This is a genomic window from Ruegeria sp. CDSB117 (genome assembly GCF_059611005.1).
In genome coordinates this window covers 89304-112780 of record NZ_JBXWOS010000003.1, presented here as the reverse complement: position 1 = coordinate 112780, position 23477 = coordinate 89304, and the positions used below count along the sequence as shown (strand labels likewise).

General features: G+C 57.5%; 22 protein-coding genes. 7 read left to right on the top strand and 15 right to left on the bottom strand.

Features of this window, described 5'->3' with window-relative positions; all coding sequences use genetic code 11:
* Positions 1 to 2 precede the first annotated feature (2 nt).
* On the bottom strand, positions 3 to 1169 hold the full coding sequence (locus AC2FJC_RS05185; RefSeq protein WP_496695182.1) for an efflux RND transporter periplasmic adaptor subunit: 1167 nt from the start codon (positions 1167 to 1169) through the stop codon (positions 3 to 5).
* A gap of 276 nt (positions 1170 to 1445) precedes the next feature.
* Positions 1446 to 3245, bottom strand: coding sequence for a methionine--tRNA ligase (metG, locus tag AC2FJC_RS05180; protein WP_496738677.1), 1800 nt, complete (start codon positions 3243 to 3245; stop codon positions 1446 to 1448).
* Positions 3246 to 3461: 216 nt separating this feature from the next.
* On the opposite strand from metG, the gene AC2FJC_RS05175 reads away from it, so the two are divergent.
* Positions 3462 to 4217 (top strand): OB-fold-containig protein, encoded by a 756-nt coding sequence (locus AC2FJC_RS05175; RefSeq protein ID WP_496738676.1) that lies wholly within the window; start codon positions 3462 to 3464, stop codon positions 4215 to 4217.
* Positions 4218 to 4252: 35 nt separating this feature from the next.
* Entirely contained in the window at positions 4253 to 5923 is a 1671-nt protein-coding gene (locus AC2FJC_RS05170) for a flotillin family protein (protein WP_496738675.1), read from the top strand.
* A gap of 32 nt (positions 5924 to 5955) precedes the next feature.
* On the opposite strand, the gene AC2FJC_RS05165 is transcribed toward AC2FJC_RS05170, so the two are convergent.
* From AC2FJC_RS05165 to AC2FJC_RS05130, 8 genes are all read right to left on the bottom strand, one after another.
* Entirely contained in the window at positions 5956 to 7179 is a 1224-nt protein-coding gene (locus AC2FJC_RS05165; protein ID WP_496738674.1) for an MFS transporter, read from the bottom strand.
* Between the two features lie 80 nt (positions 7180 to 7259).
* A complete protein-coding gene (locus tag AC2FJC_RS05160; protein ID WP_496738673.1) occupies positions 7260 to 7856 on the bottom strand; it encodes a YceI family protein in 597 nt (198 codons plus the stop codon).
* Positions 7853 to 9067: an MFS transporter gene (locus AC2FJC_RS05155; RefSeq protein WP_496738672.1), complete on the bottom strand. Its 1215-nt coding sequence runs from the start codon at positions 9065 to 9067 to the stop codon at positions 7853 to 7855. Before AC2FJC_RS05155 ends, AC2FJC_RS05160 begins: the two co-directional genes overlap by 4 nt.
* Positions 9068 to 9129: 62 nt before the next feature.
* Positions 9130 to 9750: an ImuA family protein gene (locus AC2FJC_RS05150; protein ID WP_496738671.1), complete on the bottom strand. Its 621-nt coding sequence runs from the start codon at positions 9748 to 9750 to the stop codon at positions 9130 to 9132.
* Positions 9751 to 9810: 60 nt separating this feature from the next.
* On the bottom strand, positions 9811 to 10392 hold the full coding sequence (locus tag AC2FJC_RS05145) for a retropepsin-like aspartic protease family protein (protein ID WP_058273802.1): 582 nt from the start codon (positions 10390 to 10392) through the stop codon (positions 9811 to 9813).
* A gap of 39 nt (positions 10393 to 10431) precedes the next feature.
* Complete coding sequence (locus tag AC2FJC_RS05140) at positions 10432 to 11055, bottom strand: MarC family protein (protein ID WP_496722419.1); 624 nt, start codon at positions 11053 to 11055, stop codon at positions 10432 to 10434.
* Positions 11052 to 11444: an ACT domain-containing protein gene (locus AC2FJC_RS05135; protein WP_058273800.1), complete on the bottom strand. Its 393-nt coding sequence runs from the start codon at positions 11442 to 11444 to the stop codon at positions 11052 to 11054. Before AC2FJC_RS05135 ends, AC2FJC_RS05140 begins: the two co-directional genes overlap by 4 nt.
* Entirely contained in the window at positions 11441 to 13291 is a 1851-nt protein-coding gene (locus AC2FJC_RS05130) for an ABC-F family ATP-binding cassette domain-containing protein (protein ID WP_496738670.1), read from the bottom strand. Before AC2FJC_RS05130 ends, AC2FJC_RS05135 begins: the two co-directional genes overlap by 4 nt.
* A gap of 108 nt (positions 13292 to 13399) precedes the next feature.
* Between AC2FJC_RS05130 and AC2FJC_RS05125 the strand changes: the two genes are divergently transcribed.
* Together AC2FJC_RS05125 and ndk are read left to right on the top strand one after the other, a co-directional pair.
* On the top strand, positions 13400 to 14602 hold the full coding sequence (locus tag AC2FJC_RS05125) for a multidrug effflux MFS transporter (protein WP_496738669.1): 1203 nt from the start codon (positions 13400 to 13402) through the stop codon (positions 14600 to 14602).
* A 114-nt stretch (positions 14603 to 14716) separates the two neighbouring features.
* On the top strand, positions 14717 to 15139 hold the full coding sequence (ndk, locus tag AC2FJC_RS05120) for a nucleoside-diphosphate kinase (protein ID WP_058273797.1): 423 nt from the start codon (positions 14717 to 14719) through the stop codon (positions 15137 to 15139).
* Positions 15140 to 15196: 57 nt separating this feature from the next.
* Here the strand turns inward: ndk and AC2FJC_RS05115 are convergent, their stop codons facing one another.
* Entirely contained in the window at positions 15197 to 15544 is a 348-nt protein-coding gene (locus AC2FJC_RS05115) for a TfoX/Sxy family protein (RefSeq protein WP_496738668.1), read from the bottom strand.
* A gap of 162 nt (positions 15545 to 15706) precedes the next feature.
* On the opposite strand from AC2FJC_RS05115, the gene AC2FJC_RS05110 reads away from it, so the two are divergent.
* From AC2FJC_RS05110 to AC2FJC_RS05100, 3 genes are read left to right on the top strand one after another with little or no spacing between them, the layout of a single operon-like run.
* Entirely contained in the window at positions 15707 to 17221 is a 1515-nt protein-coding gene (locus AC2FJC_RS05110) for a CHAD domain-containing protein (protein ID WP_496738667.1), read from the top strand.
* Positions 17222 to 17224: 3 nt separating this feature from the next.
* On the top strand, positions 17225 to 17980 hold the full coding sequence (locus AC2FJC_RS05105) for a ParA family protein (protein ID WP_496738666.1): 756 nt from the start codon (positions 17225 to 17227) through the stop codon (positions 17978 to 17980).
* Positions 17977 to 18444, top strand: coding sequence for a CYTH domain-containing protein (locus AC2FJC_RS05100; protein WP_496738665.1), 468 nt, complete (start codon positions 17977 to 17979; stop codon positions 18442 to 18444). Before AC2FJC_RS05105 ends, AC2FJC_RS05100 begins: the two co-directional genes overlap by 4 nt.
* Here AC2FJC_RS05100 and AC2FJC_RS05095 read toward each other — a convergent pair.
* The 4 genes from AC2FJC_RS05095 to AC2FJC_RS05080 all read right to left on the bottom strand — a co-directional run bounded on the left by AC2FJC_RS05095 (position 18441) and on the right by AC2FJC_RS05080 (position 23462).
* On the bottom strand, positions 18441 to 19811 hold the full coding sequence (locus AC2FJC_RS05095) for a sensor histidine kinase (protein WP_496738664.1): 1371 nt from the start codon (positions 19809 to 19811) through the stop codon (positions 18441 to 18443). The genes AC2FJC_RS05100 and AC2FJC_RS05095 overlap by 4 nt on opposite strands.
* A complete protein-coding gene (locus AC2FJC_RS05090; protein ID WP_496738663.1) occupies positions 19804 to 20484 on the bottom strand; it encodes a response regulator transcription factor in 681 nt (226 codons plus the stop codon). The genes AC2FJC_RS05095 and AC2FJC_RS05090 overlap by 8 nt, the downstream gene beginning before the upstream one ends.
* 181 nt (positions 20485 to 20665) lie before the next feature.
* Positions 20666 to 22108 (bottom strand): Do family serine endopeptidase, encoded by a 1443-nt coding sequence (locus AC2FJC_RS05085; protein WP_496738662.1) that lies wholly within the window; start codon positions 22106 to 22108, stop codon positions 20666 to 20668.
* Positions 22109 to 22862: 754 nt separating this feature from the next.
* Positions 22863 to 23462 (bottom strand): nucleotidyltransferase family protein, encoded by a 600-nt coding sequence (locus tag AC2FJC_RS05080; RefSeq protein WP_496738661.1) that lies wholly within the window; start codon positions 23460 to 23462, stop codon positions 22863 to 22865.
* Positions 23463 to 23477 lie beyond the last annotated feature (15 nt).

Genomic DNA, 23477 nt, shown 5'->3' with positions numbered 1-23477 from the left:
CGTTATTCTCCCGGCTGTTCAGAGGCGACGACGGCATCCACCGCGACGCCCGGGCGAACCCGCTGCAGGCCCTCAACGATCACGCTTTCACCTTCGCGCAGACCATCTGTCACAATAATCGCTGTCCCAACCACGTCGCCGGTTGTGATGTAGCGCTGTTCGACCATCTGCTTGTCATTCACCACCAGCACGAACTCACCGCGCTGATCGCGTTGCAATGCGGCCTGAGGGACCAGCACCTGAAGGGTCGGTTCCAATGCCTCGATTTGAACACTCAGGAATTGGCCGTCGATGATAAACCGATCGGTGTTAGGGAACTCAGCGCGGACGGTGATCGCACCCGTCAGAGGGTCGATGCGGTTGTCCACAAAAACAATCTCACCTGTTTCGTCGAGCTTGGTTCCGTTGGGCAAGGTCAGGTGTACATTCGGGCTTTTGTTGCTTTCAGCAAGTGAAGCTGCGCTCTCTCCAACCTGTTCGAGGACCGAGGTAAATTGTTTTTCGTTTAAAGAGAAATTTACATAAATCGGAGCTTCGCTTACCAGGTTGACGAGCGGAGGGTTTGTCGGCCCTACAACGTCGCCTACGCTGGTTTCCACACGTCCAATCCGCCCGTCAAACGGCGCGTGGATCTCGGTGTAACTCAGGTCCAACTCGGCTTGTTGGATGGCAGCGTGAGCGGCCTTGACCTCGGCCTCGGCGACCAGTTCATTGGCGCGGGCGATGTCACGCTCGGACTCCGGGGTGGCATCGCGTTTGTACAGCTCTTCCTTTCGGGCCAGATCGACCTTGGCAAGCTCCAGATTGGCCTCCGCCCGGTCCAGATCGGCTTTCCGGGCCTCCAGGGTCGCCTCATACAGATCGGGTTCGATGGTAAACAACAGGTCGTCTTTTTTGATAAGCGCACCGTCTTCCACATCCTGAGTTTCAAGAAAGCCGTTCACGCGGGCGACAATATCCACCTTGTTAATGGCCTCGGCGCGCCCGATGAACACGGCCTCATCGGTAATTTCTTCGGTATAGGCCGCTGCAATCGACACTTTCGGCGGCGGCGCGTCGCTTTGATCCTGGGCCAGCGCCGTGAACGAGGCGCCCAAACTGGTCAGTGCCGCGATGGCCAAGACCGGACCTCTGTGTCGAAAAAATGAATTCTTTAATGCAAGGGACATGGCGGGCGCCTCATTAGACCTAAGGATATTGCGCCGGGGCAGCTCTGTTGCCTCGACGAGTCGTGCTGATTTCTTGGCAGGATGGCCGTTTTGGAACTTTATCTCAAGCTTCTTGAATGCGTCAGCCGGGTGGAGCGCCCGGAAATTATTCCGGTTTCAAGCGGACTTACGCCAAGATCCTTTGGAGTTTTGGCGCCCAAACCCGGTTTTTGCCCCATTTCAAATGAAAACGGAGGCCAAATGGCCTCCGTAACTATGGTGTTGTGATCCAAAATATCAGTCGCGCTGTCCAGCGAACCTGGATTGCCACTCTTCGCGCTGTTCGTCCGTGATCTTGGCGAACAGAACGTCCGGCACAGTGAACGCGTGACCGGCGGGCAGGGCGTCCAGCGCGGCAGCAACATCGTCAGGCCAGCTGGTGTCCAAAGTGTTCATTGCGCTCAGCATCTTGGCCGAGGCTTCAGGGATGAACGGTGCGCTGAGTACGGCGTAGAGGCGGATCAGGTTCAGGCCCAGACGCACCTGAGCGGCGGCCTGTTCAGGGTCTTCCTTGAAGATCGACCACGGGGCGGCAGCCTGCAGGTATTCGTTGCCCGCAACCCAGATCGCACGCAATTCCTGCGCGGATTTGCGAACCTCCATCGCCTCCATATGCGCTTCATACGCGCGGACTCGTTTGGTCAGCTCATCAATCAGCGCGTGTTCGCGGTCGCCATAAGCGCCACCTTCAGGAACTGCCTCACCAAACTTAGAGCGGCAAAACTTTGTAATGCGGCTGACAAAGTTACCCAGAACATCCGCCAGGTCCTTGTTCACCGACTGCTGGAAATTCTCCCATGTGAACTCGCTATCGCTGCTTTCGGGCGCATGGCTCAGTAACCACCAGCGCCAATAATCGGCTGGCAGGATTTCCAGCGCCTGATCCATGAACACACCACGGCCCTGGCTGGTCGAGAACTGACCACCATCGTAGTTCAGGTAGTTGAACGACTTGATGTAGTCGACAAGCTTCCAACGTTCGGATGACCCAGATTCTTCGTTGTAAGTGTTGGTGCCCAAAATCGTTGCCGGGAAGGAAAGGGTGTGGAAGGGCACATTGTCCTTGCCCATGAACTGGACATAACGGACATCATCCGCTCCTTTGTCGGTGCGCCACCAGCGTTCCCAATCGGCCTCGGTCCTGCCGTTGGCATCCGCCCATTCCTTGGCGCAGGCGATGTATTCGATCGGCGCGTCGAACCAGACGTAGAAGACCTTGCCCTCCATGCCGGGCCAGTCCTGATCGCCTTTTTTGACGGGCACACCCCAGTCCAGATCGCGGGTGATGCCGCGATCCTGAAGGCCGTCTCCGTCATTAAGCCATTTTAATGCAATAGAGGTAGTAAGATTCGGCCAGTAGTTCTGGTCTTCTGGCTCGACCTTTTCCCCTTCAACTGTGAGCGCGGTCGGTTTCATCTTAGACTGAATCCAGCGCCGCAGCTCTTCCCTCATCTCCGATTGCCGCAGGTACAGGTGTTTGGTCTCGCGCACCTCCAGATCGGTCGATCCGGATATGGCCGAGCGCGGCTCGATCAAATCGGTCGGGTCCAGCTGTTTGGTGCAGTTTTCACATTGGTCGCCCCGCGCACGTTCATAACCGCAATTGGGGCAGGTGCCTTCGATATAGCGGTCAGGAAGAAAGCGGCCATCGGCGTTGGAATAGACCTGTTTTTCGCTGACTTCGCGGATCAGCCCAGCATCGTCCAGCTTCCCGGCAAAATGCTGGGTCAGCGTCTTGTTCTGCTCGCTGGACGAGCGGCCAAAATGATCAAAGCTCATACCAAACCGCTTGGCGATGTCGGCCTGAACCTCGTACATATCTGCGCAGTATTCAGCCACTGGCTTGCCTGCTTTCGCTGCGGCCAGCTCGGCAGGTGTGCCGTGTTCGTCGGTGGCGCACAGGAACATGACCTCGTTCCCCCGGCCACGCAGGTAGCGTGCGTACAGATCAGCCGGCAATTGCGAGCCGATCAGGTTACCGAGGTGCTTGATCCCGTTGATGTAAGGGATCGCTGAGGTGATGAGAATTCGAGCCATGTTCCGTTTCCGCGTAACTGTCTGCGCGCCCGTCTACATTATGTTACCGGCCAGCAAAACCCCGGCTTTGGTTTGGACGTCATTTTAGCACGGGTCGCCGGGAAAATCGGACTGAGTTGCAGCCTTGGATTGCGTCGCCTTCATCGCATGCAATACCCCAGAGTTGTAAATTAGAATCACAAACTCTTGAATTTTCACAATGAGTTCCCATCTATCATGTATACCACAGTATACAATAACGAGGGCAAACAACTGATGTTCGACTTTCTGCTCGAGGGTGCATTTGCGCCCTTCACTTTGGCGCTTGCGCTTCTGTTCGGCCTGCTTGTGCTGGAACTGATCGCATTGGTCCTGGGTGGAAGCCTTATGGCGGGCGAGGGCGAGGTTGATCTGGACGTTGTTGACGCCCCGGATCTCGATGTTGGTGATTTCGATCTGGATATCGATGCCGATGTCGACCTAGGTGACTTTGAGCTGGCCGAGGTCGAAGCGGACGCGCCTGGCGCGACCCCTACGGGACCCTTGGCCTGGCTTGGGATCGGCAAAGTGCCGTTCATGATCTGGCTGGTCGTTCTGCTGGCGGGTTTTGGCCTGTCCGGTATGGGCCTGCAGTTGGCGTTGCGCGATCTGCTTGGCTTCGACCTGCCTGCCTGGATGGCCGCGATCCCTGCCGGTGCCTTTGGCCTTTGGTTTGCACGTGGCTTTGGCGGGGTCTTTGCCCGCTTGCTGCCCAAAACCGAGACCGAGGCAATGTCCGAACGGATGCTTGCTCGCCGCCGGGGCGTAATCACCCAGGGCACCGCTTCGCGCGGACGCCCGGCTGAGGTGCGTGTCATGGACCGCTTTGGCAACGCCCACTACCTGCGCGCTGAGCCGCTGCAGGACAAAGACGCGCTGAAGCAAGGCACCGATGTGCTGGTGCTGCGCGACCGACGGCGCGACCGGTTCGTTCTGGTCGGCATGTCTGAATAACCAAAAATTTCTAACCCCATCACGGAGGATTTTGCATGGAACTTACATTCCTAGCCGTCACAGTTGTGACCATTCTGGCAGTAGTTTTGTTTATCGGCCTTGTGCTTGGCCGTCTTTACCGCCGCGCGACCCGAGAGATCAGCCTGGTGAAAACCGGTGCTGGTGGTAAGAAAGTCATCATGGATGGTGGCGTTATCGTCGTGCCGTTGCTGCACGAAGTCAGCCCAGTCAACATGAAAACCCTACGCCTTGAGGTTCAGCGCAGCGGCGAGGCCGCTCTGATCACCAAAGACCGGATGCGTGTCGACGTGGGCGTCGAGTTCTACGTCTCGGTCATGGCGACTGAAGAAGGTATCGCTCGTGCTGCGCAAACCCTTGGCGATCGGACGTTCGACGTCGAACAGCTGCGGGAAATGATCGAAGGCAAATTGATCGATGGTCTGCGCGCTGTTGCGGCCCAGATGACGATGGACGGTCTGCACGAAAACCGCGCTGACTTTGTGCAAGAAGTGCAGAATGCGGTGTCTGAGGATCTGTTGAAAAACGGATTGTCCTTGGAATCCGTTTCGCTGACCGCGCTGGACCAGACGCCGTTTGAGGCTCTGGACGAAAACAACGCGTTTAACGCTGTGGGTATGCGCAAGCTGGCCGAGGTCATTGCGACCTCAAAGAAAGAGCGTGCGCAGATTGATGCCGATGCCGAGGTCGAAGTGCGCCGTGCAGCGATGGAAGCTCAGCGTCAGAAGCTGTTGATCGAAAAGGACGAAGAGCAGGCGCGCATCGAGCAGACGCAGCAGATCGAAACTCTGCGCGTGGCGCAAGAGGCCGAGGTTGCAGCCCGGACCGAAGACTCGGTACGCGAAACCGAACGCGCACGGATCGCCCGTGAAGAAGCCATTCGCGCCGCAGACATCGAGCGTGAGCGTAAAATCCGCGAAGCCGAGATCTCGAAAGAGCGTGAACTGGAAGTCGCCGAGCAAGAGCGTCAAATCATCATCGCGCAGAAATCCGAAGAGGAAAGCCGCGCGCGTGCATCTGCTGATTTGGCCCGTGCCGAGGCGACCAAAGCGACCGAAGCCGTAGCGACCGCACAGAAGGTTGCCGAGGCCGAGCGTATCAAGCAGATCGCGCTGATCGAAGCCACACGTGAGGCCGAGCGTCAAGCGACCGCAATCCGACTGGCTGCGCAGGCTGAGAAAGAAGCCGCTGCTGACCGCGCCGAAGCCCGCCGTGAAGAGGCGCAGGCCGAAGCCGACGCGCTGAACATTCGGGCTGAGGCCAAGAAGAACGACATGCTGGCCGAAGCCGAAGGTAAGCGTGCGATCGTCGAAGCAGATAACGTGCTGTCAGTGGATCAGATCCGCATGAAGGTTGATCTGGCGCGGATCGAAACCATGCCGTCGATCATCGCGGAGATGGTTAAACCAGCTGAGAAGATCGACTCGATCAAGATCCATCAGGTTGGCGGAATCAGTGGCACGAATGGCGGTGGCGCATCGAACGGCGACAAGCCGGTCGTCAACCAGGCGCTGGACTCGATCATGGGAATGGCGGTGCAGATGCCCGCACTCAAGAAGCTGGGCGAAGAGCTTGGCCTGTCGATGGAAAACGGTGTCGGGGGTGTCGTTAACGGTGCGCTTGAATCGACGGTTGAACCTGCCGAAGAAGGCGGCGTGATCGAAGAAGGATCGCGAACAGAACACTAATCGAAAGGGGCCGGGGTTTTCCCGGCCCTTTTTTATTGCTTTTCACGCGACCGTTTCAGCAAACGACCGATGGTGAACGACGTGCGTGGTGCGTAGACATAGTTGGTCCGCTCTTCGGGCGTCGGGCGTGAGCGCATTCGGGCCAGGCCAAAGATGATCAGGAAAACATGGCCGACCGCCACAAATGCAAACAGGGCTCCGGGTCCGAACTGCTGAATCAATGTCGATGAGATATAGGGTGAGGCTATCGCACCCAAAGCGAACCAGAACATCAGCGCCGCGGATAGCTCAACCCGTTCTTCTGCTGTTGCAAAGTCGTTCGCATGGGCTGAAGAGACCGAGAAGATCGGGAAGGTTGTCAGGCCAAAGAAAACAGCGGCTAGCATGACGCCTACCGTTCCTGTTCCGCTGGCCGCCATTGTGACTCCGCTGCTGACGACCGCAGCAACGGACAGCCAGATCAACACCCAGCGCCTGTCATATTTGTCGGCCAGCCAGCCCACCGGGTACTGCGCCAGTGCCCCACCCAAAACAAAGGAAGCCAGGAAGAATGCGATCTGGTCCACGTCCAACCCAACTTCCTGACCGTAGACCGGACCAACCATACGAAACGACGCAGAGCTGAGCGCCGCAACGATCACACCTGCAACGGCCAAGGGTGAGCTGCGCCAGGCCAGTTTGGGTCTCAACCGAGGGGCGTCGGGTGTTTTCGGCTGGCTGGCCCGTGTCAACGTCAACGGCAACAGGGACGCGCAGCACAGGATCGCCAGCAAGTTGTAGGACACGTATGACGCTGGCGGCAAAACCGCGATGATCAACTGTGCGCACAAAGACGCGCCCATATCCGCAATGCGATAGGTCCCCATGGCGCGGCCGCGTGTTTCGTTTGTGACTTTGGCGTTCAGCCAAGCCTCGATCACCGTATAGGCCCCGGCGACACAAGTTCCGGACGCGACCCGAAGGGCTGCCCAGATGTACGGGTTTTCGGTCAACGTATGCCCAATAAGACCCATTGCGCCCAAGGCCGTGCAGACTGCGAAGGCCCGCGAATGGCCAACGCTGCCCATTAGGCGCGGGGCCCACCAGCAGCCAATGAAGAAGCCAAGAAAGTGCGCCGAACCCAACATACCAATTTGTCCGGTCGTGAATCCAAGCGTGATGCCGGATATGGCATCCAAAGGACCAACGCCGCCCGTCGAGAGCTGCAGAAGAATGACAGAAAGAAACAGGGCGGCAAAAGAAATGATCGTGCGCATAGTGCGCCCAGCATTACCCCATCAGCGAGCGTTGCGCGTGATAATTCGACCTCTGCGCGTCGTTTTTTGTCCTTTGGGTGTCAGGCCTTGCGGGTCAAATCGGCCCGGATGTTCAAAGACACGGTATCGGCGACCAGATCGGGATAGCCAGAGGCGCCGAATTCGTGGCGGTTCAACGCGCCCGACAGTCGAATTGACAATGCGTTCAGGTCATCAGCCTCGGTTCCGGGTTCGCGGTACAGATTGGCTTGCAGGGTCACGGGGCGTGTGACCCCGCGCACCGTCAGGTCTCCGGTGATGGTTGCGCCTTCGGAAATGCGGCCGGCGGGGCCAAGCTGTATCCGGGTCGATTTGAACATTATGGTCGGAAATTCCTGCACGTTTAGCACGCTTTTACTTAGCATCGGGCCGCGGGCAAAGGGCAACCGGGTGCGCGCCGCGGCTACATTCAGCACGACGGTGACACGGCTATTTTGTAACTGATCCGTGTCGACCCGAATATCTGCCGATTGGATCGGCATCGTGCCTGACTGCGCAACCCCCGAAAGCATGAAGGAAAAGCCGACGGACGTCCCGGCTCGAGACAATTCATATTGGACCAACGCAGCATGAGTTGGCCGTGCCAACGGAAGGCTCGCCAGACCCGCAATCATAAAGCGCCGCGTCAATGATCTCATGCCAAAACCTCTTGTCTGTGGGCGCGCGAGCGGCTGAGCAGAAACAGCAGAATTCCGATGTTCAGGCCGTTCCATAGAATGCCGTTTACGAAAGCCAGTTGGTAATTGCCGGTCACGTCGTAAATCCAGCCGGACATCCATCCCCCCAGCGCCATGCCCATGATCGTCATCATCATGACAAACCCCACACGCGCCCCGGCCTCTCGCGGGGGCATATATTCGCGCACAATAAGGGCATAACCGGGAACGATGCCGCCTTGTGACAGGCCAAAAAGCAGGCTGATCAGGTAGAGTGAGACCATCCCGTCATAAGGCAAGAACAGGAACAGTGCGAGGCATTGAAGAACCGAGCCAATCAGAACCGTCAGGACGCCGCCAAGTTGATCAGCGACCATGCCTGATATTACTCGGCTGATCACACCTCCGAACAGCATCAGGGACAACATCTCGGCGCCGACTGTGGGTCCATAACCCAGCCCGACGCAATAGGACACGATATGCACCTGAGGCATCGACATTGCGACACAGCACGAAATACCGGCCAGACCGAGAATGTATTGAAGTGCCCGCGGGGAAATGCCAACGCTGCGCGCCTTGATTTGTGCGGCAGATGCTGCGGTGCTGTGCGCCTCGGCCGGGACCTGTCGGCGCAACAGTAGGGATAGGGGGATAACGACCAGCAACGTTATGACGGCCAGCGTCAGGTAGACCTGTTGCCAGCCATCGCGTGCGAGTATGCCGGACAGCAAGGTCGGCCAGATGGTCCCGGACAGATAGTTTCCGCTTGCCACTAGCCCCACAGCGATCCCGCGCCGTTTCATGAACCAGTGCGAGATGTCGGCGATCAATGGTCCAAAGCCGATAGATGCCCCGAGTCCCAACATAAGATGTGCGACGGACAACATCACAATGTTTGGCGCCAGTGTCGCCAGCAGATAGCTGGTGGCGCTGAGGATTGCGGTCCCGATCAGGGCTTTGGTCACGCCCAGCCGATCCACCAACTGCCCCATCCAAAAATTGCCAAGGGCGAACCCGATCATGGCCAATGTGTAAGGCATCGCGGCCTCGGCACGTCCGGCGTTGAATTGGGTTTCGATAGCGGGCATCACAACGATGACGGCCCACATTCCCACATTGGCCACGGTTGCGATGATCAAAGTGATCGCAAGTCGCAGCCAGGAGTATCGGCTATCGTGGATCGCGTGGCTCATCCTGAAACGCTAGGGCTCGGCCTGTGCTTTGGCCAGTCACAAACCCCGTGAGGGGCGCGTGATCACACGGGTGTGTCTTCTGTAGCGATCTGTTGCAGGTGCAAACCGGCGCGCGGTTTGGTCTGCGTGGCATGCCAGCTGACCGGGGGCAGGGCGCGGGCACGGCGGCGGGTCAGGGTCCAGCGCCGGGCCTCTGCCTGATGGTTTGCGGCCATGTGCCAGCGCGTCTCTACCCCCTGTGCGCCGCCGTCGCCGGGGGTCAGCAGCATCCCCAGCGGGGCACGCCCCATCGCACCACCCTGTTCCGCAGCCAGATGCATGCGCCGCACCGGGGTCAGCCCCGGTGCGCCGGGCAGATCACCGATGACCAGAGGCATGGCCGCGCTGCGCAGGGCCTCTTCTACGCACCACAGCAGGTCTTCGGACCGGGTCGGGCGCACAAAGATGAACCGGGCGGGGTCGGCAAAGGCCATCATGCCATCAGGGTTAAGCTGGCCGGGCTCCCATGCGGGCGCGATCCACAGCACCGGCCCCTGCATCTGCCCCGCTAGCCACATGGCAAAGCTGCGCCGGGCGGGGCCGCAGGCCTCGTGCACGCGGGCCAGTTGCAGTCTGATCTGCGGATGAAGATCTATCCCCGGCACGTCACGCGCGGGTTTGCGGCCAAGAAGATGTGTAGACATGCTGTCAGGCTAGCATGTTCTTATTTTGTTCTCAATCGTGGAGTTGCGGCAACGGATGCCTTAGCGAGACAAAAGCAGGCGGCCATTGGCGAACTGGATATTCGAGAACCGATGCAGGTAATCCATACCCAGCAAGGATTTGTCCAATTCCCCTTCGTTTACCCAGGCCGAGATATTCTGGTCCGTGATTGGCCCCAATGCCAGCGTATCCAGGCGCACTGGCGCGGTCCGCACAACGCCATTGGCCGTGTTTGCCCGGCCGAAATAATTCAACTGATCGGGATCAATGCCAACACGTTCGGCGTCCCGCGAGCTTAAGACAATCTGGCTTGCGCCGGTGTCCACCAGAAAGGTGATCGGTTCTCCGTTCACATCAATGGGCAGATAATAGTGTCCGTCGGAGGCGCGCGGAACCTCTATGGTCTGGCCGGTGACAGTCATTTGCGGGGCAGGGCCAACAGTGGTGCGGATGTCTTCCCACAGGCCGACAACGGCAATGACACCGATAAAGATAAAGACCCACGCCAAAGCCTGTTGCAGCGTTTTGTTCAGAGATTGGCGGTTTTGTGCGACAAACCACGCCACAACGGCCGTACCAAGCACGGCCAGATATACCAAACGTCCAATGTTGTCGCCGTCCATAGCGCTCCTCACCATATTCTCTGAAAGATATATGGGGTTTTACGACGCAAAACCAAAGGCCTTGAGGCCGTCCAGGATGAATTGAACCGACAACGCCGCCAGCAGCATCCCCAACAGCCGCGTCAATACGTTCAGGCCGGTTTTGCCCAACAGGCGCGCAATCAGGCCGCCAGACAGGAAGAAGGTTAAAACCACGGCCATGACGGCCAGCATGACGATACAGGCCTCGACAATGCCAAGAATGCCCGGGTGCTGTCCGGCCAGCAGGATAATTGTTGCAATTGATCCGGGACCGGCGACCAGTGGAATGGCCAGCGGGAACACGGACGGGTCATGGTGTTCCTCTTCTTCCTCGACTCGGTCTTCACGGCGTTTGGTGCGTCGTTCGAACAGCATGTCCAATGCTGTAAGGAACAACAACGCGCCCCCGGCGACCTTGAAGGCCTCCATCGAGATACCGACAAAACCCAGCACCGCTTCGCCAAAGGCGGCAAAGGCAATGAGTATGCCAGAGGCCACGGCACAGGTGCGATAGGCGGTCCGGCGACGGGCGCGGGCGTCCATGTCCTGAGTTAAAGCCACAAAAATCGGCGCGGTGCCAAAGGGGTCAATCACCACGAACAGGGTGGTGAAGGCAGTGATGAAAAAGGCGAAGTCGATCATTTGCCGGCACCTTGTTGGAGGTCTAACAGAACGGCCACAGCTTTTTCCGCCAGATTGCTTGGAACATAGACGTGGTCGTGGTGATACCCCGCGACCATGTTTGCCGGAATGTCACTTTGGGCAAGAGCATCGGACACTGCGGCAGTCAAGCCAACGCCTTCCAGTGAGGAATGAACCCGCAACGTTATGCACTTCATACTGATGGCGCCAGCGGGTGCTGCGTCGATTGGCACGATAAGGGACAGTCCTTCGGCCTCCATGCAACTGGCCCGCGTTCCTTCGGGCCAAGCTTTGTCATGCGGCCAAACAACAAATGCGAATTCTGCGTCCTGAAGTTCAGGGCGCATGCCTGCGATCATGGCAGTCGTTTCGATTACGGGTTTCGTCATGTCGCTTCGGCCTTTTCAAGACGCTCTGCGGCGACAACCCAAAGGGCCTCGGCTTTTTGCATGGCTTCGACCACTTCGGCAAATTTCCGGTTCCACGTTGCAAGATCGTTTTTCCTGTCGTCCTCGTAAAGCGCAGGATCTGCCAGTTTGGCCGACAGTTTATCATGCATATCCGTTAGCTTCTCGATCCGGTCCTCGCATTTGCGAAGGTCCGCCCGCAGGTTCAGCACTGCCTCGCGCGAGGGGCGCTTGGGCTTGATCACTTGCGGTTTCTCTTTGGCCGGTTTGTCGCGTCCCAGCAGCATGGTGCGATAGGTCTCGAGATCTCCCTCGAAGGGTTTGACCGTTCCGTCCGAGACCAGCCACAGATGGTCCGCGACCAGCGACAATAGGTGCATATCGTGGCTGACCAGAACCACCGCACCGGAATAGGCGGTCAACGCTTCGACCAGCGCCTCACGGCTTTCGATATCCAGGTGGTTGGTCGGCTCGTCCAGGATCAACATATGCGGCGCGTCGATGGTGGCGATCAGCAGCGACAGGCGTGCCTTCTGGCCGCCCGACAGACGACCAACCTTAGTTTCAGCCTGATCCGCGTTCAGCCCGAACCCCGCCAGACGCGACCGCCACTTGCCCGGCGCCTCGTTCGGGCGCAGGCGTCGCAGATGGTCCAGCGGCGTTTCGTCCACATAAAGCTCATCCACCTGATGCTGCGCAAAATAACCAATCCGCAGCTTGTTGCTGCGGGTCATCTTGCCCGCCATCAGGGGCAGGCGGTCGGACAGCAGCTTGGACAGGGTCGACTTGCCCTGACCGTTCCTGCCCAGCAGCGCGATCCGGTCATCCTGGTCAATACGCAGGTTCAAGCGGCGCAGCACCTCGGTTTCACCATAGCCCGTCACGCCGCCTTCAATCTGAATGATCGGCGGGGACAGCTCTTCTGGCTCGGGGAAGGAGAATGCGCGCAGAGCGGCCTCTTGAGGGGTTGAAACCAGCTGAATGCGCTCGATCATTTTCAAGCGTGACTGGGCCTGAACTGCTTTGGATGCCTTGTAACGGAAGCGATCCACGAAACTCTGCAGATGGGCGATCCGGGCCTTGGCTTTCACGTTCTCGGATTCCGCCTGTGCCAGCCGTTCAGCGCGGCGTTCGGCGAATTTGTCATAAGGAACCGCGTAGTAGGTCAGCTTGCGGTCTTCCAAATGCAGGATCGAACCCACCGCGCGGTTCAGCAACCCGCGGTCGTGGCTGATGATGATGACGGTGTGCGGATATTTGGCCAAATAGCTCTCCAGCCACAGCGCACCTTCGAGGTCCAGATAGTTTGTCGGTTCGTCCAGCAGCAGCAGATCGGGCTGTGAAAACAGCACCGCCGCCAACGCCACGCGCATCCGCCAACCGCCCGAGAAGTCGGAGCAGGGGCGCAACTGGTCGTCATCATCAAACCCAAGACCTTTAAGGATCGAGGCAGCGCGCGCCTCGGCAGACCACGCGTCGATATCTACAAGGCGGGTCTGAATTTCGGCGATGCGTGTGGGATCGGTCGCGGTGTCGGCCTCGTTCATCAGCGCGCTGCGCTCAGTATCGGCGGCCAGAACCGTGTTGATCAGCGACACATCCGAGGAGGGCACCTCTTGCGCCACTCCGCCAATCCGGGCGCGCTTCGGGACATTGATATTGCCTGACTCCAGCGCCAATTCGCCCCGGATCAGTCGGAACAGGGTTGTCTTCCCCGTGCCGTTCCGTCCCACAAGGCCAACCTTGTGCCCATCGGGAATGGTTGCACTGGCCCCATCGAATAGGGGGCGGCCTTCAACCGCGTAGGTTATGTCTTGAATCCGTAGCATGACGCGCTCTTAGCAGAGCCTTGTTGCCACCGCCAGCAGCTTGATATGTTCAATATCCAGGCAATGTGTTAGCGCTGATCCGGTTGGCATTACTCGACGGTTTTCATCATGCGCGCGGCTCAGACGCCTCCTTCTTTGGTCACTTTGATCTTCGCTACGGCGTTGTCGGTGCTGTCGTTGAACATGTTCCTGCCGTCGCTTGCGAGGATGGCCGAGGGCTTTCAGGTCGACTACGGACTGATTAACTTGTCAGTCGCCGGGTATCTGGCGGTGTCCGCCGTGTTGCAATTGATCATGGGGCCGTTGTCCGACCGATATGGTCGCAGACCGATCCTGTTGATTTGCATGGCAGTTTTCACAGTGGCATCGGTTGGCTGCGTATTGGCCGAGTCGATTTGGATATTCCTCGGTTTCCGTCTACTTCAAGCAGCGGTGGTGGCCGGACCCGTGCTGTCCAGCGCCTCAATCCGGGATCTCTATGCCCCGAACGAGGCCGCCAGCAAACTGGGCTATGTTGCGATGGCAATGGCTTTGGCACCGATGCTTGGCCCGATGCTGGGCGGTGCACTGGATATGCTGTTCGGTTGGCGAGCCGGGTTCATATTGTATTCGGTCCTGGGGGCGGGGATGCTGGTGCTGTTGTGGGCGGATATGGGTGAGACGAATACGAACCGTTCCGCAACATTCTCGGCTCAGCTAAAGGAATACCCGCACCTGTTTCGCGCGCGTCGGTTCTGGGGTTACGCGCTGTGCGCGGCATTCTCGATCGGCGGGTTCTTCAGCTTTATCACCGGTGCGCCACTGGTCGCCGCGGTCTGGTTCGACCTGAGCCCTGCCATGCTGGGTCTGGGGATCGGAATTATTACCGGCGGCTTCATGGTGGGCAATTTCATTACCGGGCGTATCGCAGCACACACGAAGCTGACGACGATGATCCTGATCGGTCGGGTCGTTGCCTCTATTGGGCCCTTCTGCGGGTTGCTGTTGTTCACAGCAGGTCTGAGTTCAGTCTGGGTATTCTTCGGCTCGGCCATTTGCGTGGGCTTCGGTAACGGGCTGACGAATGCCAACGCCTCGGCCGGCGTAATGTCCGTGAGACCCAATCTGGCAGGCAGCGCCGCGGGGCTTTCCGGGGCACTAATCGTGGCGTTGGGCGCAGTTTTGACCTTGATGACCGGCGCGTTTGTTAGCCCTGAAAATGGGCCCTTTCTGGTGTTGGGCATGATGTTCGCCAGCAGCTTTGTCGGATTGCTCGCGGTGCTTTACGTTCGCCGGATCGACGCGTCAGAGCCCTTGCCGGACACAATCTGATCGCCAAGACCCACTGGCGCAATCATTCCACTTTTCATGAGGCACATACCGTGTTAGGCGGCGCGCGATGGATTTCGGCGCGTACCTCGCGCCATATAGTAAGGAGAGGCCGATATGGCACTGGAACGCACATTCTCGATCATCAAACCTGATGCAACCCGTCGCAACCTGACTGGCAAGATCAACGCCAAGTTCGAAGACGCTGGCCTGCGCATCGTTGCGCAAAAGCGCATTCACATGACCAAAGCTCAAGCTGGCAAGTTCTACGACGTACACGCCGAGCGTCCGTTCTATGACGAACTGTGCGAATTCATGTCCTCCGAGCCGGTTATCGTTCAGGTTCTGGAAGGCGAAGGCGCCATTGCCAAGAACCGCGAAGTCATGGGCGCAACCAACCCCGCAGACGCAGCACCCGGCACCATCCGCGCCGAGTTTGCTGAATCGGTTGGCGAAAACTCGGTCCACGGTTCGGACGCGCCTGAAACTGCTGCCGTTGAAATCGCGTACTTCTTCTCGGGCATCGAACTGGTCGGCTAATCAGCCGTCAGACGAAGTTCAGGGCCGTATCCCATTGGGGGTGCGGCCTTTTTCGTTTCAGACCTCTTTAAGATCTTTCGGTGCAACGCGTATGCCAATTGCATCCAGATCAGAAATCATCTGGGTTTCCGGGGCGGTACTAACGCTGGATTTTATTGCGTCGAACTTTACGCGCAGCGCCTTCTTTTCCTCGCCCTTGCAGTCGTTCCAGGGGCGCCCCTGCAATCCCATCACCAGCACGTAGTATCCGATGAAGTGCGGCCGGGTGCCCGCCTGTAATAGCCGTGCATAGGCCTCATCCGCCCCCAAATCGCGCAATTCCTGCGCAGACTGAATGCCTGCGCGTGCGCAGGATTGCTCAAAAGCCGGGCCGAGATTGCGGATCGATGAAACAGGATCAGACATACCCCCGTCTTAGCCAAATGCCTGGACAGAGTCATTCGGTTGTTCGAGCAAAATCAGATGTTTTGGTCATTGCTGTTGATCAACGGAGTTAGTCGTTGATCAGATCGCAGGAATATGAATTCATGATCACGTACTGGATCCTCGGTGAAAGGGACGCTCTTAATGGCTCGGGTCAAAAACTGTTTTGTTATCCTGGGCACATTCGATGAGGCGGGTTTTACTAAATCTTTGAAAGATTTGGCATTGCGGTTCGAGGCCGCTGAAACTGCTGGAAATTTTGATATTCTGGATTGTCATGACCAATCCCTCAGGGCATCTAGCAAGGTTTTGATCCAAACCGATGGGTCATTGATTTTGTTGCGCGGCGGTAGAGCCAAAACCCAGCAGTGCAAGGGTAAGGGCAAGTTCGTGCAGGATCTGCCTGACGGACCCGTCAAGGCGGGTCTAGCGGGCTTTCCCAAGTTGCGCGCGTTGATTAGCGTCGGGACGGGCAGAGCCAAGCACCGATCATTTGCCATTCTGGGTGACCTGCAAAAGACACAAGTGCGTGGCACGATGATGTTGATGTCTTCGGATCAGGGGCAGGTAACAGTTGTAACCGTTCAACACATGCGTGGATATGACCGGGCGTGTAAGACTGTTTGTGAAAAGCTGACGAAATTGGAGGGCGGCAAAAGCAAGGCTAAGCCATTGTTCGACTGGTTGTTTCCCGACGCGACCATATACAGGGCCAAGCCCGAAATCCGCGTTAGTAAACAAGAACCATCAATTGAAGTCGCCACCAACATCATTCGCACCTATCTGGCGGTCGCGCGCCAGAACGAGGCGGGCGTGATCGATGATATCGATACTGAATTTCTGCATGACTACCGCGTTTCTCTGCGCCGCGTGCGATCTGTGATCGGCCTGTTCAAGGGTGTGTTCTCACCCGAACAAACCGCTGCATTAAAGCGCGAGTTTTCCGGTTTGATGGAACCCACTGGTCGCGTACGCGATTTGGATGTCTATCTGTTGGAAAAAGACAGTTACTTCAATCTCATACCGCCGAACCTTCATGAAGGTGCCGTGACCATGTTTGCGCAATTCGAAAAGGAACGCAGTCAGGCACTTGGCCGTCTGTCCCGGCGTTTTCGGACGCAAAACTATGACAATCAGATGAAAAAGTTGACCGAACTATTCGCTGATCCGACAAACCTGCAGTCTGGCCCAAATGCAGATCGGCCTGCCTATGAATACGCGCGCGCCCTAATCTGGAAGCGATACCGGAAAACCTGCAAACTGGCGCAACGTATCACTTCGGACACGCCTGATGAAGATGTTCATAAATTGCGGATCGACTGCAAAAAACTGCGTTATCTTATGGAGTTCTTTGCCCCTTTGTTCGACGCAAAGGCATTTAAAACGATCATCAAGCCATTGAAAAAGTTGCAGGATAATTTGGGTCTATTCAATGATTTCTCGGTCCAACAAGAGGCGCTTCTGAGCTTTGTGAAACAGCACACCAATATGCAAGGCCGCGCTGATGCGCAGTTGGCCTTGTCCGTGGGTGGGCTGATTTCTGTTCTGGATCAACTCCAAAAGGCAGAACGCGACCGAGTCATCGCAAATTTCAAGCATTTCGACAGCCCGGACATCCGGCACCTGTTCCGCAGTTTGTTTCATCAAAAGGAGGGCTGAGGAGTGAAGATCATTGCTTGTTACAGCAACAAGGGCGGTGTGGGTAAAACCGCCACCTCGGTCAATCTTGCCCATGCCTACGCGGCAGCAGGGCACAAGGTTTTGCTATGCGACCTGGATCCGCAAGGGGCGTCTGGGTTTTATCTGCGCGTCAAGCCGTCCAAAAAGCTGACAGATGCGCGGTTTTTTGACGATGTCGCGCGGTTCACCAAGTCCATTCGCGCCAGTGACTTCGAGGGTCTCGACGTGCTGCCAGCAAACATGACCTTTCGGGATTTTGACGTCTTCCTGTCACGGATGCGGAACACGCGGTCGCGGCTGAAAAAAGCGCTGATCTCGGCGGGCAGCGATTATGAGGTGATCATTCTGGATTGCCCGCCCAATTTTTCGACCCTGTCGGAAAACATCTTCAAAGCGGCCGATCAGATCGTGGTTCCGGTCATCCCGACGACTCTGTCTGAGCGGTCTTTCGATCAGTTGGTCGGTTTTTTCGATGCCAACAAGTTGTCGAAGAAAAAACTGACGGCATTCTTTTCCATGGTGCAACAGCGCAAGACCCTGCACCTTGAAACTATGGATGCGATGCGAAAGCTCTATCGCAAACGGTTCCTGTACAGCTCAATCCCGTTTGCGGCGGATATCGAACAGATGGGGCAGAACCGTGCGCCAGTCAGTGAATTCGCCCCGCGCAGCGCCGCCAGCTTGGCATATCAAAAGCTGTACGACGAGATGGAAAACGGAGTGGTTTCAAAGCGATGAGCACCGAAATTGAACGCAAGTTTCTGGTGGCGGAATTGCCCGACCTGAGCGGCGCGGATAAGGCCGTCATCCGTCAAGGCTATCTGACTGCACCGGACGATTCCACGGAATTGCGCCTGCGGCAAAAGAATGACAGGTACTTTTTGACGCTCAAAGGAGCGGGCTCCTTGGTGCGGGTGGAACGCGAGGCCGAGATCACGGCCGAGCAATTCGAAACCTTCTGGCCGGAAACCGAAGCACGTCGGGTTGAGAAAGAGCGCTATACCGGAAAAATGCCGGATGGGCGCGTGTTTGAGCTGGACATCTTTCTGGGAAGCCTCGTGCCGCTGCGGCTGGTCGAGGTAGAGTTCGACACAGAGGCCGAGGCGCAGGCATACGCGCCGCCCGACTGGTTCGGAACAGATGTGACGGCAGATAAACGTTATAAAAACAAGATGATGGCGATCAATGGTGTGCCAATCTAGGGCTTGCGCGCCAGCTTGATCGTGGCCTCAAGTCCAGGGTCGCAGTTGCGCGCCTCGAAAGCGCCTTGATGCATGTGAGAAATCGCCGCGACCAGCGCCAGACCCAGCCCTGAGTTGCGCTCGGTCCTTGCTGGATCAAGCGTGACAAACGGCACCTGCAGACGCGGCAAATCTTCTTCCGGGACGCCCGGACCGCAGTCACGCACGCTCAGGCAGGTAAAGGGGCCGTTTTCTGACAGGGTGATTGTGATCGCCGTCTTTTCCGGGGCATAGCGCATCGCGTTCTCCAGAAGATTTGACAACGCCTGAGACAGAAGCGGGCGGTGCCCCTGAACAGGTTGCGCGGTGCCGACGACCTCAAGCGAGATGCCCTGATCGGCGGCAACCGGGTCGTACAACTCGACGACGTCACCGATCAGTTGCTGCAAGTCCACGGGTTCGAACTGTTCCCGCCCGACGCCGGCCTCGGCGCGTGAGATTTCAGTCAATTGCCCCAGAACGCGCAGCACGTGGTCGATCTCGGCTGTCGCGCGGGCCACGTCGACGTCGCGGTCCAGATCGCTTTTGGACGGGTCTGACAGCGTCTCGACCCTTTGGCGCAGACGGGACAGGGGGGATCGCAGGTCATGCGCGATTGAATTTGAGGTTGTGCGCAGATTGCTGATCAGTTCCTCAATCCGGTCCAACATGCTGTTCAGGGTTCCGGCCACTTGATCCAGCTCATCCCCGGTTCCGCGCAAGGGCATGCGGCGGGACAGATCACCTGACACGATGTTTTCCGCCGTTCCCGCAAATTCTGACAGGCGAGTGAAGACCAGCCGTGTAAAAAGCCAACCAGTTAAAAGGCTCAGCGCCAACGCGATTGCAAGCGCCAAGCCAACCGCGCGCAACAGTGCCCTGTCAAATTGCTGCCGTGCAAGGGCATCACGACCTACCAGCAGGCGTTCGCCGCCCGGCAAGCGGACCGAGGCGGCCGAGATTGGCACCAATTGGTCGTTATCGGCCCGGCGAAGCTCCAGGTCGACCCAGCCACTGCCTGCTGTGACGTCCGCAGGCCAGTGCTTGAGGTTTCCGGCCAGCTTTACACCGAACCGGTCAGTCAAAAGATACAAAGCATCCCGTTCTGACGCGGTTGGAATCCTGCGTTCAATGGCCTGCAACAGCCCGAATAGGCCGCGCCGTTCATATTCATCGGCCAGACCGGTTAGTTCGGCGGATACCACCGAACGGGTCTCGCCCTCGATACTGCGATTAGCGGTAAAATATACAAGCCCCAGCACAATTGCTGTCAGCAATGTGCTGAGAATCATGCTGGCCAGAACGAGGCGGGTACGGGAATTATTGAACGAAAGTCGCAGGTTATCCATCGGATATCATGTAACCCGCACCTCGAACCGTTTCAATCAATGGCGGCCGGTCGCCTTCATCCAACTGGCGGCGCAGTTTTGAGATATGGACGTCGACCACGTTGGTATTTGGGTCAAAATGATAATCCCAAACACCTTCCAAAAGCATGGTGCGCGATACCACGCGGTTCTTGCGGCGCAGGAAGAATTCAAGGATCTGGAACTCACGCGGGGTCAAGGATATTTCGTGCCCGTCGCGGGTGACCTTGCGCGTTAACAGATCCATTTCCAGGTCGCGGCAGGTCAGCGTCGCGGTTTCCTCAGATTCCTGTGGCCGTCGCAACAAGGCTTCGATCCTCGCGTGGAGTTCCTGAAACGAAAACGGTTTGACCAGGTAGTCATCTGCACCCGACCGTAACCCCTTAACCCTTTCGTCAACCGCGCTCATTGCGGTCAGCATCAGGGTAGGGGTCTTGACCCCAGCCGCCCTTAAGGATCGGATCAGCGAAAGGCCATCAAGACCGGGAAGCATCCGGTCCAGCACAATGGCGTCAAACCCGCCATCGGTGGCGTGGTACAGACCCTCGCGGCCATCTGCAGCCTGCTCGACCACATAGCCTTCTTCGCCAAAGCCCTTGGCGATGAACTCACGAGTGTCCTCGTCATCTTCGACGATCAGCAGGCGGCGGCTCATGTTTCGGGTTCCTTTCTATCGGGATTTAAACACAAATTTCCTGAAAAGCACATGATTTGCGTAAATTACGTGCCGGGTGCGTTGCAGCGCACCCGGCAGTCCCGGCGGAATGCGGACAATTCAATCCGCCGAGGAGGCGCACGCCAGAAATCCCCATCAAATGGCGCACGCGGACTTCGGGTCAGGCGATTTCCACCGCCACGAAGATCTGGTTTCCGCCCCGGTTGATCAGCACCAGTGCAGGGTCAGTCTTTTCGCTGTCCAGCGCAGCCTTCAGCGCGTCGGGTGAGGCGGTTTCCTGACCGCCCAGTTTTACGATCACGTCGCCGCGTTGCAGACCGGCCTTGGCAGCAGGGCTGTCGGGCTTCAGATCAGTCACAACGACACCATCGACATTCTCAGCTACGCCCATTTGTGCGCGGTTGCTGTCGGTCAGCGGTGCGACGGTCACGCCCAACGCGGTGCCTGAGATGCCTTCGTCCACCGATTTGTCGATCTCGGCCGAGGCGCTTTGATGCTGGCCGATTGTCAACTCGATCTGTTGCTCTTTTCCATCACGCAGAACGGTCATGACACTGTCGGTACCGACTTTGGTCGTGCCGACAAGGATCGGCAGGTCGCTGCTGGAATCGACGGCTTCGTCGTTGAAGGTCAGGATAACGTCACCTTGCTCCAACACGCCTTCTGCGGGGCTGCCTGCGACGACATCTGACACAAGTGCGCCGGTCGAGGCATCGATCCCCATAGCCGCCGCGATCTCTGGGCTGACATTCTGGATTGAAACACCCAGCCAGCCACGGCTGACCTGACCATCATCGCGCAGATCCGCGGCGATATGTTCAACGATGTTCGAGGTCACAGCAAAGCCCAGACCAACCGACCCGCCGGTGGGCGAGTAGATGGCCGAGTTCACGCCAATCACTTCGCCTTCCATGTTGAACAGTGGACCGCCCGAGTTGCCCTTGTTGATGGCCGCATCGGTCTGAATGAATTCAGCGTAGGGCCCGGCCGAGATATTGCGGCCTTTGGCCGAAACGATGCCCGTGGTCACGGTCGAATGCAGGCCAAACGGGTTGCCGATGGCCACGACGTCCTCACCCACGCGGATAACGTCACTGTCCCCGATCTCAACGGCTTGCAGCGCTTCGCCGGCGTCAATCTTCAGGACGGCGATATCGGTCAGCGGGTCGGTGCCCACGATTTCGGCTTCGAAACTACGGTCGTCGCTCAGACGGACGGTCACGGTAGAGGCATTGTCGACAACATGGTGATTGGTGATGATGTACCCGGCTTCGTCGAGTACAAACCCCGATCCCAAGCCTTGCGATGGTCCACGCTGCGGTGCCTGAAAGCCCTCAGGCGCTCCGAAGCGTTTGAAGAATTCACCAAAGGGGTGGTCTTCTAAATCAAAATTCTGTCCCTGTCCCGGTGCTTGCACGGGCACAATATCCTGTTCGGCGATGATGGTCACCACCGAGGGGGACACGCTTTCAACCAGATCAGCCAGGGCTTCGTCTGCCAGCGAGGGCAGGGCGGTCGTGGCCAGCAGCGCGGCGCCAAGCGCGGATGCGCCAACGAGGCCTGTTGCACGTGGCAAAAGCAGCGAGGATTTACGGATGCTCATTTTTGTCTCCTGTTTATTTCACGCGATTGCAGCCGCGCGTTAACCGAGGAGATGAGGCATCAACCTGTGAGTTTCCTGTGTTGAGGATTAAGAAATCTTAATTTCGCCACAAACAGGTCGTCGTATGCGGACGGTTCGCCGAGATAGTGGCGAATCGCTTGTCACGAATCAGCGATTGTTGCCAATTTGAAAGTCAAACCCTGATTTAACCTGAATTGATTCAGTTTTGGCAACAAAGGATCACTGGAAAGCCTTGGCGAAAATCCGCTCACCTCTTGGTTGTGGTGCGTTTCTGCAACCTGAGCAAATCAAGTACATATGCACCCGATAACTTTTATATATAGCTAATAAAGAATATGCATATCGTCAGGTTTGAACTAAAATGGGCAGTTCATTGATCTTCTATAGGTAGATTTCGCCTCGGCGGGATGTTGCGCAAAAACCATTCCGAGACGCCAAAAATTAACCGTTCTTTCCAATTTTACATTGTTTGGAAGCACCGTTTGGGTGACGATGATCTTGCCCAAGCGAAGGGGGAGCCGATGGCACTAGGGGGTGCCAACGGCTTGTCACAGTCACTGGAAACGCTAAGCGGCATGTTAACGAGGGGGTCTTGTTTAGGTTCAGCGGCGGAATAGCCAGGGTGCCATAGGCATTTTTGGCAGCGTTTTCAGGATTGGTGAAAAGTGGTAGTCCTGTTTTGGGCAACGGCCTGGTCGGTATCGACCGGGCCGTTTCTATTTTGGCAGGCAGGTTATGTGGCCTTCCTGGCCCGCCAGCGCGCCCAATCCTCGGGTGTGTCTAAATCCAACAGGGCGTTTTGGCCGGGCAATGGTTGAAGATGCACTGCATTCTTATGCGCCCGCACAACGGACTGCGCGCCCTCATCGCCGGTAAGTTGACTGAGTTCTCTGAACAGCGGACGGGCAAACACAACCGGATGGCCGGGCTTTCCTGTGGCTGTCGCCCCACGCCAGATCAAGCAATTTGGATATTCTTGGATAGACTCTGCGACCTGCTTCAGGTCACCAACTGTGATTTCCGGCAAATCTGCCAGTAAAACCATGACAGCCCCGGCATCGGGGGGCACATGCGCAAGAGCACCGCGCAAACTGGCGTTCATGCCCTCATCAGCGTCGGGTATTTCAACTGCAACAACATCCATGCCTTTCAAGGCGTCCTGGCGAGGATGCGGGGCAGATGGTAACGCAACGATCACCGGGCCTACCTGCAACGCTGTTTGTGTGGATCGCCGTATCAGGGGCATGCCATCGACGCTTTGCATCAGCTTGTCCGCGCCAGCCATGCGGCGGGATTGTCCGGCGGCCAGAAGGATGATGGGAATATCTCTCATGCAATCACATAGCCG

Bases quoted from the DNA above. Each gene is read 5' to 3' on its own strand.
- AC2FJC_RS05115 (WP_496738668.1), bottom strand. From the start codon at position 15,544: ATGTCTGATCCTGTTTCATCGATCCGCAATCTCGGCCCGGCTTTTGAG.
- AC2FJC_RS05165 (WP_496738674.1), bottom strand. From the start codon at position 7,179: ATGCGCACGATCATTTCTTTTGCCGCCCTGTTTCTTTCTGTCATTCTT.
- AC2FJC_RS05130 (WP_496738670.1), bottom strand. From the start codon at position 13,291: ATGCTACGGATTCAAGACATAACCTACGCGGTTGAAGGCCGCCCCCTA.
- ndk (WP_058273797.1), top strand. From the start codon at position 14,717: ATGGCACTGGAACGCACATTCTCGATCATCAAACCTGATGCAACCCGT.
- AC2FJC_RS05155 (WP_496738672.1), bottom strand. From the start codon at position 9,067: ATGAGCCACGCGATCCACGATAGCCGATACTCCTGGCTGCGACTTGCG.
- AC2FJC_RS05090 (WP_496738663.1), bottom strand. From the start codon at position 20,484: ATGAGCCGCCGCCTGCTGATCGTCGAAGATGACGAGGACACTCGTGAG.
- AC2FJC_RS05110 (WP_496738667.1), top strand. From the start codon at position 15,707: ATGGCTCGGGTCAAAAACTGTTTTGTTATCCTGGGCACATTCGATGAG.
- AC2FJC_RS05100 (WP_496738665.1), top strand. From the start codon at position 17,977: ATGAGCACCGAAATTGAACGCAAGTTTCTGGTGGCGGAATTGCCCGAC.
- AC2FJC_RS05185 (WP_496695182.1), bottom strand. From the start codon at position 1,169: ATGTCCCTTGCATTAAAGAATTCATTTTTTCGACACAGAGGTCCGGTC.
- AC2FJC_RS05135 (WP_058273800.1), bottom strand. From the start codon at position 11,444: ATGACGAAACCCGTAATCGAAACGACTGCCATGATCGCAGGCATGCGC.
- AC2FJC_RS05175 (WP_496738676.1), top strand. From the start codon at position 3,462: ATGTATACCACAGTATACAATAACGAGGGCAAACAACTGATGTTCGAC.
- metG (WP_496738677.1), bottom strand. From the start codon at position 3,245: ATGGCTCGAATTCTCATCACCTCAGCGATCCCTTACATCAACGGGATC.
- AC2FJC_RS05170 (WP_496738675.1), top strand. From the start codon at position 4,253: ATGGAACTTACATTCCTAGCCGTCACAGTTGTGACCATTCTGGCAGTA.
- AC2FJC_RS05160 (WP_496738673.1), bottom strand. From the start codon at position 7,856: ATGAGATCATTGACGCGGCGCTTTATGATTGCGGGTCTGGCGAGCCTT.
- AC2FJC_RS05150 (WP_496738671.1), bottom strand. From the start codon at position 9,750: ATGTCTACACATCTTCTTGGCCGCAAACCCGCGCGTGACGTGCCGGGG.
- AC2FJC_RS05145 (WP_058273802.1), bottom strand. From the start codon at position 10,392: ATGGACGGCGACAACATTGGACGTTTGGTATATCTGGCCGTGCTTGGT.
- AC2FJC_RS05125 (WP_496738669.1), top strand. From the start codon at position 13,400: ATGCGCGCGGCTCAGACGCCTCCTTCTTTGGTCACTTTGATCTTCGCT.
- AC2FJC_RS05080 (WP_496738661.1), bottom strand. From the start codon at position 23,462: ATGAGAGATATTCCCATCATCCTTCTGGCCGCCGGACAATCCCGCCGC.
- AC2FJC_RS05140 (WP_496722419.1), bottom strand. From the start codon at position 11,055: ATGATCGACTTCGCCTTTTTCATCACTGCCTTCACCACCCTGTTCGTG.
- AC2FJC_RS05085 (WP_496738662.1), bottom strand. From the start codon at position 22,108: ATGAGCATCCGTAAATCCTCGCTGCTTTTGCCACGTGCAACAGGCCTC.
- AC2FJC_RS05095 (WP_496738664.1), bottom strand. From the start codon at position 19,811: ATGGATAACCTGCGACTTTCGTTCAATAATTCCCGTACCCGCCTCGTT.